This window comes from Paenibacillus nicotianae (assembly GCF_042681745.1).
GTDB classification, from domain to species: domain Bacteria; phylum Bacillota; class Bacilli; order Paenibacillales; family Paenibacillaceae; genus Saccharibacillus; species Saccharibacillus nicotianae.
Map to the genome: position 1 here is coordinate 54,145 of NZ_JBHUGF010000011.1, position 12,405 is coordinate 66,549.

A 12,405-nucleotide genomic window follows, 5' to 3' on the forward strand; every position below is an offset into this window, starting at 1 on the left:
ATATTTATGAGTGGTTTTTATTTTGTATGCGGATATGTATGTTATAGTCGGATGTTACTTTGGCTTGGATGTATAGCAGTAAACCGTATTAAGTGATGTAGAAGTAAGGATTGTGAAGGACAAAGAGACGAATGAACACTGTGTCAGATCAAGCCAGCTGTGCATGTGATTAATAGAAAGCTACAGATTTCGGAAGAGTTAGCAAATAACTGGATCGCTTAGGTGCGTATGGTAGCAGTCACGTGGTATTTGTGATTGGGTAAGTCTCGGGCTTGGGGATGAGGTGTTGAAGAGGGCACAGCAGAAGTTATGTTTTGGACGGATGACGTTACCGCATCAGTTAATGAGGTTGGTGCTGGTGGAACAGGTGTATCGGACGGTGAAGATTAATTGTGGGGAGCCTTATCATAAATAGGACAATGAACGTTATAAGTGTTAATTGATATATTAACGTATGCGATTTTACTTTAAAAAATTCTAAAATCTAATAATTTTAGAAATATTGTAGATGAACGAGTTCTTTTCTATCTCTCTTTACTGTATAACAAAGTTTTGCAGTATTTCTCGTTTATTGTCTCTTGTTAGGTTTTTTATAGGTATAATTTTATCCTTCTAAATTAGGAAATAACATGTATTTTTAGAATAAAATACATGTTATAATGTCTTAAGACCTATGAAAATTATGTAAAGAGAGGGATTTTAATGTCAGTTAGTGAACAGTTCTCTACCTTTTGTTCTAATTTAAGAATGAGCGACGATACAGTAAGTACGATTAGAAGCAGATATAAGCAAATCACTAAAAGGATTAACTTAGACTATTGGGATACGACTTCTGATTCTTCACACAGCCTTTATGTAGGCTCGTATGGAAGAGGGACAGAAATATGGACAAGTGATATAGATATGATAGTTCAACTTCCGTATGAAACTTATAAAAAATACAACGATTATACAGGTAATGGTCAATCAGCACTTCTGCAAGAGGTTAAAAAAGTCTTACAAAAAACTTATAGTACTTCTCATTTAAAAGGCGACGGACAAGTTATAGGTATTGATTTTACAGACGGAATTAACTTCGAAATTGTTCCTGCTTTTATAAATAAAGATAATAGTTATACATACCCCGACACAAATAATGGTGGTTCGTGGAAAACCACCGATCCTAGAAAAGAAATAGATGCAATAAATATTCGCAATATCTCTACCAACAAGAATTTAAAACGACTTTGTAGAATGACAAGAGCTTGGAAAGATAAATGTGCTGTGCCCATGAGTGGGATATTGATTGATACCTTAGCTTATAAATTCATAGGAGATTGGGAGCATAGAGATAAATCTTATCTTTATTACGATTTTATGAGTAGAGATTTTTTTAAGTATCTAAAAGATATTGATAAGGAACAACTCTTTTGGAAAGCGCCCGGTAGTGGACGTTATGTATGGAAAGGTGGCAATTTTCAAAACAAAGCATCTACAGCGTACAACATTTCTTTAGAAGCTATTCAAAAACAAACAGATGAGTTGCCTTATTCGTCCAAGCAAAAATGGAGGGAGATTTATGGATCGAAATTCCCAAGCTAGTCAAGGATATAAAATAGAATCTCAGCTTAGAGAAGCATATGGACGTATAGTCTATACATCAACTTCCCACAACAAAATTGTTCAGCGTATGTTATCTCAGAATAATAAGATTAAAGTATGGCAAATTATACTTTCAGCGTTAACAACAGGAGGCTTTTTAGCAACAATTCTTACTAGTGAAGTAATAGCAGGAATATTTGGTGCTATAGTTTCTATAGCTTTATTAATATTAAATGCTTACACTAAAAACTTTGATTTGGTTGAAACTTCTCAATCACACCAAAAAGCTGCTGATGCTCTATGGATCATAAGAGAGGAATATGTTTCCTTGCTTACAGATTTTGAACTGTTGAATGACGAAAACATTAGAAAACAGAGAGATGAACTTCAAAATAGGACTGCTGAAATATATGCCCAATCACCTAGGACAGATGCTAAAAGTTACAAGCAGGCTCAAAAAGCATTGAAAACAGAAGAGGAACAAACATTTTCTGATAAAGAAATTGATGTAATGTTGCCAACTGCTATAAGGAGAGAAAATAGAAAAATGATTGAATAAGGAGTGAGTGAGATGAGTAAAGATTTTGGTTCTATTCCAGAAATTCATTATCCTAAAAAAGGATGTAAGTTATTTCAAAAAACAAATGACTATTATGGTTTTGCTCATTATGGTTGGAGAACAAAATCTGATTTTTATGGATATATTAAAGGATATAAGGAAGCTGGGGATCTCGTTGTAGAAGTTGCTGTCACTTCAAATGATATTGTTAAGTTGGATGCTTACATTTTTCCGATTGTATTTAACTATAGGCAGTTTCTTGAACTCTCTTTAAAATCCTTGTATTTGGAATATTCAGAAGAAGATAAGGATTCAAAAACTACTAGCATAAATCATGCTAGTCATAACTTAATACGAATGTGGAATAAGCTAGAACCCATCTTTATTAGTATAAATACTTCAGAAGTGCATAAGCAAATGATTGAGGATGTTAAAAGTTATGTATTTCAATTTCAGGAATTCGATAACAATTCTTTTACTTTTAGATATCCCCTTACGAAAAACCTTGATCCAACATTAAAAGAAGAAAATCGACTAGACTTGAGAAATCTAAGAGCAAGAATAAGCGAGTTAAGTAATTTTTTTGATGGTATCGATGGTTCTTTAGACCATATAAAGAGCACGAAAGAAGATGTTCAGGAATATCAAAGAGAAGTTGAAGCTGATATCCGTGCTGAATATGAAGCTGAGATGCGGCAAATGTGGGCTGAGGAAATGAGAACTAATATAGAATGGGAATAGAGCAATCATAATTTTTTATAAAAAGCTGGCAGGGATATGTAACAATTCTTGCCAGCAATGACTTAACCTTATGTATCAAAATTATTAAAATCTTAGTCATATCATAGGAGGTAAGAAAATAATTAGAAAAGTGCGTAGTGATTGCCAAGTAGGTACATTTGAGAAAAAGAATGGTCTTCCTTCAGGTACAATAAGAAATGAAAATGGTAGAGATACAAGAAGTGATAAACTTATTGGTACAATCAGAAAAGAAGCTGAAAAACGCTTGAAATAATTGTAATTAGAAAGAATCTCATGTGAAAAATTAACTCATGAGGTTCTTTTTTTTGTTTGAAAAAACGATGAAAGAATTAAAATGTAAGTAATTAAAAAAGTATCTATAATCTAAATTCTATTCGAAAAACTAATCTATAGTCAAAAGTGCATATGACTTTATATATAAATACCACAAATCAATTGTACTTACCCGTAAACCGTGTTACTCTGAGGAGTGGCACACTTGATACTCCTATTCGGCAAGACTTCTTATACAATCATCACCATTTTAGCTATACAGAAAGGTAACACTATGATAAAAGTTGAAGATTTATCCTTCTCGTTTCCACAGAAAGAGCTTTACAATCATATTTCATTTACGCTTGAAGAAGGACAACATTGTGCTTTTATCGGAACAAGTGGTAGTGGGAAAAGTACTTTGATCGATATCCTGATGGATGTGGACAGGTATTTATTTGAAGGCAAGTTAGAGATTGATCCAGATTGCAAAATCGGGCTGGTCAGTCAGTTCTCGCAAGTCGACAAAACCAAAGAAGTGACGGTTTTTGAATATATCGCAGAAGAATTTATCAAGATCCAAGATGAGATTACAGCGATCTATGCTGAAATGGCAACGACATCTGATATGGATGCTCTTATGGAGAGACACCAATTGGCTTCAGACGCATTCGATGCGATGGATGGGGACAATTTTGAAAGTACCATTAATAAGCAGTTAAATCTAGCAAATCTCATGAAGATCAAAGATCTAAACGTATCCGACTTGAGCGGTGGCGAATTCAAACTGATTCAAGTGATGAAGGAAATGCTTCAGCGTCCAGACTTGATGATTATGGATGAACCGGATGTGTTTTTAGACTTTGAGAATCTTAATTCATTGAAAAAATTAATCAATTCTCACAAAGGTATGCTCATTGTGATTACGCATAATCGCTATCTATTGAATCATTGTTTTAACAAAATCATCCACCTTGAAAACACAGAACTGCAAGAGTTTGACGGGCGCTATATTGATTATAACTTCTCCCTTCTTCAGACTAAAATAGAGTTACAAGAATTGACTGTTGCTGAAGCAGAAGAGATTGAGCGCAACGAAAGTATCGTCGATAATCTTCGAGAAATCGCGACATATAACTCTGAAGCATCCCGTGGTAGAGCGCTCAAAGCTAGAGTGAGGTTTACTGAACGCTTGGAAGCACGTCGACTCAAAGCACCATTTGTCGATATCAAACAACCGGATATTCGTTTGGATATCGATCATGAAATTGAAAGTAGATTTGCGATCAATGTTCGTGATTATAGCGTTTCTTTTGACGAACTGCTGTTGGAAAATGTAAGCTTCAAAATAAAACCTAGAGATAAAGTCGCTCTGATCGGGCCCAACGGTACAGGCAAAACGACATTGCTTCGAGATATTTTCCGTAATAACCATGAAGCTATCGATATCAAACCAGATGCCCAAATGGCGTATTTATCTCAATTCCAGGGCGAAATGCTTCAAGATTCCAATACGATTCTGGATGAATTTATCGAAGCAGGATTTAAAACGTACGATGAGATTATAGCGTATCTTGCAGACTACGGTTTTGCAGGCGAAATTCTGAATCAGAAGATCGAATCGTTGTCCGGTGGCGAAAAAAACCTGCTACAATTGGCTAAAGTCTCTGCCAGTCACGCTAACATCTTATTTCTAGATGAACCGACAAGCCATTTAGACACCTATACACAGATCGCACTCGAAAAAGCGATTGCGGATTATAAAGGTGCTATTATTATGATTTCGCATGATTTCTATTCGGTTGTGAACGGGATGGATTATGTGTTGATTATTGAAGATAAAACGGTTAAAAAAATGAGTATGGACGAATTCAAACAGATGATTTATGATAGCCATTTTGATAAAGGCTATTTAGAAGCGGAAAAAAATAAAAAAGCAGTTGAAATGAAAATAGAATTAGCGTTAAAAGATACGAATTTTGAACTGGCTAAACGTCTGGTGGATGAACTAGAAGAATTAATTAAGTTGGTTTAACAGACAGCGATACGACTAGAGTAAATAAGCTCTAGTTCCACGATAAAATAAGATGATAGAACAACCTCTATATAGCAAAAAGACACTGGTGCATCACATCTCAGTGTCTTTTTGTTATGTAGAACTCTTTATTGCTCTAAATGAGCTACATCTTTTCAATGTAGCATCAATCGAATAAAGCCATATAGAAGGTGTTTCTAGGATTCTTTTAGGATTAGCATACTAATGGTAGTTGTACTACTGATACCCGTACATGTCTCTGCAAAGTAGAAGCTACTCTTTCTTTTCTCGATCTTCCAACATTTTTAGAAAAGAGACTTTTTCACTTAAAAAATCGTGAATACGATGAAGCTTTTGGATATCTTGTTCAATTTGAAGTTGATGTTGTTCAAGATATTCACGTCGCTTTTGAGTACTGGCAAGCTGTCCATCTATAAATTCGGTGACTCCTATTCCTGTGGCTCGTAACAGCTTCACCATCTTCAGCCAATCCAGATCAGCTTGTGCATACTTTCGGTAATTGTTAGTATCTCTGGCAACAGGTTGCAGAACACGAATCTGCTCATAATAGCGTAATGTATCTTTGGATAATCCAGTTAACTGCACCATTTGCTTCATAGAATAATACTGTTCCTTAGCCAATTCCGCTTCTCTCCTTGCTATGGAGTACACTCCATACTGTATTCTGATTTTATCAGTATAAAAGGTATCAGGTATTATTCGTGATTAGCATAGTATACGAAATTCAAATTGGAGGATGATCTATGGAAGCTTCACCATCGACATTTTTAGTATTTGGCGCAACAGGTCGAACAGGTCAGCATTTTGTTAAGATCGCTCTAGCGAATGGACATAAAGTCAAAGCTTTAGTACGAGACATAACAAAGATGAAGCAACAACATATGAATTTGGAATTAATTCAGGGCTCTATTATGGACGACCAAGATATAGATGCACTACTTCATGATGTCGATGTGGTGATTTGTATGCTTGGAGATGCTCAACAACAACAGAAAGAGCCGACCAACACTTTATTTGTGCAAAAAATGATACCAGCCATGCGGCGACAACGTGTAAAACGATTCCTTTATCAAGCTGGAGGATTCACTCGTCCTTATAAAGAAAAGCTTCCTTGGCTAACTTGGATTTTAAAAAATACAGTGGCAAGACGTGCCGGTCTGCTCGGTCAGCATAAAGATAATGAATCTGTTATCGAATATTTGGTGGATGAAGCACAAGATATTGATTGGATAGTCCACCGGGCATGTATTATCGCAGAAGGTTCTACCAAAGGAATATTGCAAAGAGATCAAACCAAGTTTAGTCTAGCCACTTTTGAAGACTGTGCAGCATACAATTATAGACTTTTAAAGGATGACTCTGCTATTCACACATGCGATTTAAGCTATTACAGCAAATCGTTTTGAAGTATAGCATCTAGACTATTTGTATCGACAACTATTATATAATATGCAATAATTTTTATATTCTGTTGATATTATTGTACTATGCTATCTCATGTGCTTACAAATTATAGCGAAGAGCTGGAGGAAACAACATGAATAAACGAATTCTGATTAGTGGCGCAAGCTTTGCGGGTCTGGCAACAGCCTATTGGATGAACAAACGAGGATATGAAGTAACTGTGGTCGAGATTGCAAGCGGTCTCAAACAAGGCGGCACTCCGGTAAATATTCGCGAAAATACAGTAGATATTGTTAAGCGTATGGGATTACTTGACCAGATTCGAGATCACCAAATCCATATGGAACTGACCGAATTCAAAAATGCAGATGATGTGACAGAAAAATCAGAAATTCGTGAACCGCTTGACGATAATGAATATGAAATAGAACGAGATACACTGCTACATATGATGTACGACGCTGTCAAAAACGATGTACAATTCGTATTCAGTGATAGCATTACATCTTTGGAAGAAAACAATGATCGTGTTGAGGTCATGTTCAAAAGTGGACAACAAGGCTCATATAATCTGGTGTTTGGCTGTGATGGCATTCATTCGATCGTCCGCAAATTGTGCTTTGGTGAAGAAGCAGAGTTCTCTCATTTTCTAAAAACTTATTTCTCGATCACTATCGTAGATAAGCTACTTATTCGTGAAAATACAACCCAAATGTACAATGAACCGGGCAAAACCGTTATGGTGAATGCGTACAATGGTAAAACGGATATCGTATTATGCTTTTCTTCTGATCATGAAATTCCGTATGATTATCGCAATGAACAACAGCAACGTGAAATTATAGTAGAGCAGTTTGCCGGTATGAACTGGCGTGTGCCCGAACTGCTAGAAGAAGTGAAAAATTCACCACCATTTTACTTTGACAAGCTTTGCCAGATGAAAATGCCGTCATGGACGAAAGGTCGGATAGCATTAGTCGGCGATGCAGGCTATTGTGCTTCTCCTGCTGCCGGTATGGGTGGATCACTGGCTATAGATGGAGCAGCGGCTTTGGCAGATGCTTTTGAGCAACATCAAGATGATGTAGAACTTGCGTTTCAGACGTACAATAATAATTTCCATCCTTTTATCGAAGAAGTGCAAGAAACAGCGGCGATGATGGTCGAATTTCTAATTCCACAGACCGAAGAAGCAATTCGCGAAAGAAATGCACAGTAGACTTCGCTGATCCATTTTTTAGGTTATACAGTAATCAAACAAAAGACCACTTTCTGCTATTACACAAGAAGTGGTCTTTTTATTTTATACATTTTCGATTGAATGTCAGATTGCAATATAGTTAGTGCTTCAAGCTATCTGCACCTACATATGAAGTCAATTATAGTCTTACTTTACTAGACACTTGAGACCTTTTGTTAGAATCAAAAAACTTAATCTTGACTATAACACAGCTCAGTCCAAGCAATAGAAATACTATACCACTCCAGGTGATGGAATGGACTCCAATCTGAGATAGAAACCATCCGCCAGAAGTGGTGCCAATCGTAACTCCCAGATTAGCAAACGAAACAAACAAGCTATTGGCAAATTCCGGTGCTTCGCTGGCTTCTGATGTTAACCATGTCTGGCTAACGATCAAACCACCTGTAAAAACAGCTCCCCATAACAGAATAATGATGATCATAGGAATCGTATAAGCGCCCATATAATAGACCAGTAAATAAATAATACCGAGTGCAAAAGGATAGACAATAGTCGTTTTTAGCATATTTTTGCTTAAATATGTAGCTGTCTGTATATTACCAACAATCCCGCTTGCACCAAAAAGAATCAACATAATACTGACGATTTTGCCATTCATTCCGGTCACTGCTTGAAGATATTCTGCAAAATAAGAATAGACAGAATACAAAGAAGCTAAAAATAAACAAGCGGTCGCAATATTTAGCCAGAGTTGTGGTTTTTTTAGGACAGTTAACTGTTTGCCAAAAGATAATTTTGTCTCAACAGGTAATGTGGGAATAAAGATCAAAATGCCAATCAGCGCGATCGCATTGATTACTGCGGAAAACAGAAATGCGATTTCAAGCGAAAACTGGTCTTCTATAAAAGCAGTGATCGGAACACCTAATACCATCCCTATCGTTAAGCCAGTAAATACTTTGCCTACAGCTATGGCACTTTGTTCTTTGGGGACAGAGCTTGCCGCAGCGGCAAAAGCGACCGAAAAATATACAGGGTGCAGAAAAGCGGGTAACATTCGAAAGATCATCAAAGCTTCATAACTTGGAGCAAATGCAGAGAAAATATTTGCGATCGTAAATACAATAAGTACACTAATCAGAACCCATTTGCGATTGATCCCCGAAAGTAAAAGAGTCATAAACGGCCCAAAAATAGCAATAATCAAAGCAAACATGCTTACTAACATCCCTGCTTGAGATACACTAATTTGAAAATGTTCAGCGATTTTTGGCAAAATACCAACGATACCAAATTCCGTATTTGTAATACCAAATACGCCTAGTGCTATCGCATAAGTGAAAAATGTTTTATTGGAGTACAACAGAATCATCCTTTCAAAATTAAGTTGACTAATTCAATGTTTTTAGTTGGTATTATTATAAGCCTCAACCATCCCATAAGAAAAAGCCGGGAATCTATTTTAGATGAGTAGGTTGAGGGAATTATCAAGAAAAGTAGATTGTATTTACTCGGTAGATGTTTGTTTGGATTGATAATCGTGTTCCATTCCTTTGTAGGTAACGATTTTATCAGCGAGTAAATCCATATTGTGCTGTAATTCTTTCATTTTCTGCTGCACTTCTGCGTAGTGCTCTTCGAGAAGAATCCTCCTTGCGGTTAGAGTAGAATCACCTTGTCTGCGAAGTTCAGCAATTTCAAGCATGTTGGTGATAGACATTCCTGTCGCTTTAAGACGTGTCAGAAATTGAATCCATGTTATGTCTGCTGAAGAATAGCAACGATACCCATGTTCATTGCGATCAATCGAAGATAGCAGTCCGATATTTTCATAATATCGAAGAGTGTGGACGCTAAGACCTGTGACAGTAGCAACTTGTCGAATCGTTAATAATGTTTCCATGAGACAAAGTATATACCTTCGAGTAAACTCTAATGCAAGTTTTTTTTCGCTGTACATTTTACGATGATGAGCATAGTAGAATAAGGATAGTAAGATCGTTGTAATCTATAAACATGTTCTTTATAACTAGAAGATTAATAAGATGGGATACGAAATAATAAGAGGTAGAATACAGTAGAGCAGTTTTAAAAAGATTGAATATTCTGTTGGAAGAAAAGAGGAAGATACCAATGAATATCTATTGTCAGGGGATTTTTAAGCAGATGGATATGGCTGTCGATTCTGTGATTAAGCTTATCAACACATTGAGTGATGAAGATTTGAGTATTAGACCCACCGCAGAGAAAATGTCTATCGGAGAATTGCTTGCGCATCTGTCTGTACTTTGCAAAGCGGACTTTCTGATCGGAAAAGGTGTCTCCGAGGAAGAGATCGACCTTTTCTATGAAGAAGCGGAACCTGCGCCTAATCTGGATGCTATCGCACAAGCTTTACTGCAACATTATAATTTTCTCAAAGAAGGCATAGCACAGCTAGACGAATCAGAACTTTTGCAACAAACTACAGCATTTTGGGGTGGTACGCATTCCCGTTATGAATGGCTTCTAGATACCCAATCCCACTTCTACCATCATCGTGGACAATTGCATGCGATGTTAGTGCATGTGTTGAAGCGAGAGCCGAATGTGCAGTTGTTTGAATAAAATACATATAGCCCTGCGCCGTAACTTCAATAACAGTTAGGATGCAGGGCATTTTTTGTAGATCATAACACTTCATATCCAAACAGATCTTTTTGCTATTAATTAAGAATGTTTACTTCCATCCCATGACATTTAAAAACATGATCAGGATTTTTGGCGACTTCATCTTTTTGTAGTTCGTACATCGCTAGTTTGTAATTGATTTCTTCCAGATGTTTTAATTCTTCTTCAATATGCTTTTGTATTTCTACTTTATGATTCTTTAACATTTCTTGTCTTTCCAAAAAAGTAGTATTGCCCGCTTCAAAAAGTTCTTTGTATTCTTTTATTTTAGCAATAGACATTCCCGTTTCTCGTAGACACCGGATAAAAGCAAGCCAATCTATATTTTGTTCGGTATAGACTCTTCTTCCTTTTTCATCACGAGATATATTCGGTAAAATGCCTTGCTCTTCATAAAATCTTAGCGTTTTCGCAGAAATATTTACATTTTCGATGACATAATTCATAGAATAGACCATATTATTTCTCTCCACCTTTTAGTTACAGTTACTGTAACTAGATCATAGCACAAAAAGAAGATACAAAACTAGAAAAATTGTAGTGACGTTATAAAAAATTCTTCTTTACTTCCCCTTACGTCAACCTAATACAATAGGTATTGTTAAGAAAATATAAAACAAAGAGGGCTAACCATATGAATAAAAAATACAGCAAATTATTTAATTCTTTCACTTTTAAAAGTGGAGTGACGATTAAAAATAGGGTTGTTATGGCACCGATGACAACATGGGCAAGTAATGAGGATCTTACCGTTTCCGATCAGGAAGTCAGTTATTATGAGCAACGGGTGAATGGTGTTGGACTTGTGATTACAGGATGTACGCATGTCACTCCAAATGGACAAGGGTTTACACATGAGTTTGCTGGATATGATGATGAATTTATTCCTAGTTTGCAAAAGCTAGCAAAAGCCGCTAAAAGTGGAGGAGCACCTGCGATCTTGCAAATTTTTCATGCAGGAAATAAAGCGTTACCTGAACTGGATGTAGTTAGCGCAAGTGAATTGTTGCCTGAGGTAACTGCTCTTGGCTCCACAGCAGCAGCCAGAGAATTATCACACGAAGAAATTCTTGCAATGATTCAAGCATTTGGAGACACAACAAGAAGAGCAATTGAAGCGGGATACGATGGTGTTGAGATTCATGGAGCTCATGGATTTTTAATTCAAAACTTCTGGTCACCATCTACTAACCAACGTACAGATCAATGGGGCGGCACACTTGAAAACCGTTTACGGTTTCCATTAGCTGTTATTGAAGAAATTAAATCGGTTATTGCAAAACATGCTACAAAGCCTTTCATGGTAGGATATCGTCTGTCACCTGAAGAATCATCCAAAGCAGATGGATTACGTATGCAAGATACGTACGAATTAATCGATTTTCTGGTAGAACAAGATCTGGATTATATCCATGCTTCGTTAGATCATTTGTCCTCTAAGCCTGTAGACGCTCAAGATGACAAAACAAGACTTCAATTAATTCTCGAAAAAGCAAACGGCAGAGTACCTGTACTAGCAGCCGGTTCTGTGACAACAGCCGATGAAGCGATTGAATATGTAGAATCAGGATTACCAGTAATCGCGCTTGGACATGCACTAATTATGAATCCAGATTGGGTTGAAAAAGTAGAAAGCGGACGCGAGTCTGAGATCACTTCTGAATTAAATCTTTCTCGTATTGAGCTTCCAGAAAAATTGGTAACCATTCTTAAAAACGCACCAGGGTGGTTTAATATTACCGAATAAAGTAAGATAATTAGTACTATACCAATATATTAAAAAGAGAACCTTCTTAGATGAGTTCTCTTTTTTATTGTCTACTGATATACAAATAATCGAATAAAAAATAAATAAAAGCTTCTCTTTTACCTTTTCCCGATTGAATACACCTCCTACGGGTAAAGAACAACTAAAAG

The 12,405-nt window shown here is 36.4% G+C and carries 12 protein-coding genes and 1 pseudogene; 9 read left to right on the top strand and 4 right to left on the bottom strand.

All coding sequences use genetic code 11. From position 1 onward, the window contains the following. Positions 1-180: 180 nt before the first annotated feature. The 5 genes and pseudogenes from ACFSGI_RS18960 to ACFSGI_RS18980 all read left to right on the top strand — a co-directional run. A pseudogene (locus ACFSGI_RS18960) lies at positions 181-415 on the top strand (23S rRNA (pseudouridine(1915)-N(3))-methyltransferase RlmH); the annotation flags it as partial. A 287-nt stretch (positions 416-702) separates the two neighbouring features. Beyond that, positions 703-1,581 carry an SMODS domain-containing nucleotidyltransferase gene (locus ACFSGI_RS18965; RefSeq protein WP_204825779.1) on the top strand — a complete coding sequence of 293 codons (879 nt, stop codon included), beginning with the start codon at positions 703-705 and terminating at the stop codon, positions 1,579-1,581. Next, positions 1,559-2,140 carry an SLATT domain-containing protein gene (locus tag ACFSGI_RS18970; RefSeq protein ID WP_204825780.1) on the top strand — a complete coding sequence of 194 codons (582 nt, stop codon included), beginning with the start codon at positions 1,559-1,561 and terminating at the stop codon, positions 2,138-2,140. Before ACFSGI_RS18965 ends, ACFSGI_RS18970 begins: the two co-directional genes overlap by 23 nt. Positions 2,141-2,152: 12 nt before the next feature. After that, the gene (locus tag ACFSGI_RS18975; protein WP_204825781.1) at positions 2,153-2,881 is read left to right on the top strand and encodes a hypothetical protein; all 729 of its coding nucleotides are present in this window, start codon (positions 2,153-2,155) and stop codon (positions 2,879-2,881) included. 568 nt (positions 2,882-3,449) lie between these two features. Next, positions 3,450-5,189, top strand: a complete 1,740-nt coding sequence (locus ACFSGI_RS18980) for an ABC-F family ATP-binding cassette domain-containing protein (RefSeq protein ID WP_204825782.1) — start codon at positions 3,450-3,452, stop codon at positions 5,187-5,189. Positions 5,190-5,462: 273 nt separating this feature from the next. On the opposite strand, the gene ACFSGI_RS18985 is transcribed toward ACFSGI_RS18980, so the two are convergent. Continuing rightward, on the bottom strand, positions 5,463-5,831 hold the full coding sequence (locus ACFSGI_RS18985; RefSeq protein ID WP_204825783.1) for a MerR family transcriptional regulator: 369 nt from the start codon (positions 5,829-5,831) through the stop codon (positions 5,463-5,465). Between the two features lie 122 nt (positions 5,832-5,953). On the opposite strand from ACFSGI_RS18985, the gene ACFSGI_RS18990 reads away from it, so the two are divergent. Next, positions 5,954-6,616: an NAD(P)-dependent oxidoreductase gene (locus ACFSGI_RS18990; protein ID WP_204825784.1), complete on the top strand. Its 663-nt coding sequence runs from the start codon at positions 5,954-5,956 to the stop codon at positions 6,614-6,616. Positions 6,617-6,747: 131 nt separating this feature from the next. Beyond that, positions 6,748-7,833: an FAD-dependent monooxygenase gene (locus ACFSGI_RS18995; RefSeq protein WP_204825785.1), complete on the top strand. Its 1,086-nt coding sequence runs from the start codon at positions 6,748-6,750 to the stop codon at positions 7,831-7,833. Between the two features lie 160 nt (positions 7,834-7,993). On the opposite strand, the gene ACFSGI_RS19000 is transcribed toward ACFSGI_RS18995, so the two are convergent. Beyond that, positions 7,994-9,181, bottom strand: a complete 1,188-nt coding sequence (locus ACFSGI_RS19000) for an MFS transporter (protein ID WP_379284076.1) — start codon at positions 9,179-9,181, stop codon at positions 7,994-7,996. A gap of 144 nt (positions 9,182-9,325) precedes the next feature. Continuing rightward, on the bottom strand, positions 9,326-9,721 hold the full coding sequence (locus ACFSGI_RS19005) for a MerR family transcriptional regulator (RefSeq protein WP_204825787.1): 396 nt from the start codon (positions 9,719-9,721) through the stop codon (positions 9,326-9,328). A gap of 230 nt (positions 9,722-9,951) precedes the next feature. On the opposite strand from ACFSGI_RS19005, the gene ACFSGI_RS19010 reads away from it, so the two are divergent. Continuing rightward, positions 9,952-10,425 carry a DinB family protein gene (locus ACFSGI_RS19010; protein WP_204825788.1) on the top strand — a complete coding sequence of 158 codons (474 nt, stop codon included), beginning with the start codon at positions 9,952-9,954 and terminating at the stop codon, positions 10,423-10,425. Positions 10,426-10,523: 98 nt separating this feature from the next. On the opposite strand, the gene ACFSGI_RS19015 is transcribed toward ACFSGI_RS19010, so the two are convergent. Next, positions 10,524-10,934 carry a MerR family transcriptional regulator gene (locus ACFSGI_RS19015; RefSeq protein WP_379284079.1) on the bottom strand — a complete coding sequence of 137 codons (411 nt, stop codon included), beginning with the start codon at positions 10,932-10,934 and terminating at the stop codon, positions 10,524-10,526. Positions 10,935-11,122: 188 nt separating this feature from the next. Between ACFSGI_RS19015 and ACFSGI_RS19020 the strand changes: the two genes are divergently transcribed. Then, positions 11,123-12,235: an NADH-dependent flavin oxidoreductase gene (locus ACFSGI_RS19020; RefSeq protein WP_204825790.1), complete on the top strand. Its 1,113-nt coding sequence runs from the start codon at positions 11,123-11,125 to the stop codon at positions 12,233-12,235. The last annotated feature ends 170 nt before the right edge of the window (positions 12,236-12,405 follow it).

Excerpts from the sequence above, each read along its gene's own strand:
- ACFSGI_RS18995 (WP_204825785.1), top strand. The coding sequence starts at position 6,748 with ATGAATAAACGAATTCTGATTAGTGGCGCAAGCTTTGCGGGTCTGGCA.
- ACFSGI_RS18980 (WP_204825782.1), top strand. The coding sequence starts at position 3,450 with ATGATAAAAGTTGAAGATTTATCCTTCTCGTTTCCACAGAAAGAGCTT.
- ACFSGI_RS19020 (WP_204825790.1), top strand. The coding sequence starts at position 11,123 with ATGAATAAAAAATACAGCAAATTATTTAATTCTTTCACTTTTAAAAGT.
- ACFSGI_RS18975 (WP_204825781.1), top strand. The coding sequence starts at position 2,153 with ATGAGTAAAGATTTTGGTTCTATTCCAGAAATTCATTATCCTAAAAAA.
- ACFSGI_RS18965 (WP_204825779.1), top strand. The coding sequence starts at position 703 with ATGTCAGTTAGTGAACAGTTCTCTACCTTTTGTTCTAATTTAAGAATG.
- ACFSGI_RS18990 (WP_204825784.1), top strand. The coding sequence starts at position 5,954 with ATGGAAGCTTCACCATCGACATTTTTAGTATTTGGCGCAACAGGTCGA.
- ACFSGI_RS18970 (WP_204825780.1), top strand. The coding sequence starts at position 1,559 with ATGGATCGAAATTCCCAAGCTAGTCAAGGATATAAAATAGAATCTCAG.
- ACFSGI_RS19010 (WP_204825788.1), top strand. The coding sequence starts at position 9,952 with ATGAATATCTATTGTCAGGGGATTTTTAAGCAGATGGATATGGCTGTC.
- ACFSGI_RS19015 (WP_379284079.1), bottom strand. The coding sequence starts at position 10,934 with ATGAATTATGTCATCGAAAATGTAAATATTTCTGCGAAAACGCTAAGA.
- ACFSGI_RS19005 (WP_204825787.1), bottom strand. The coding sequence starts at position 9,721 with ATGGAAACATTATTAACGATTCGACAAGTTGCTACTGTCACAGGTCTT.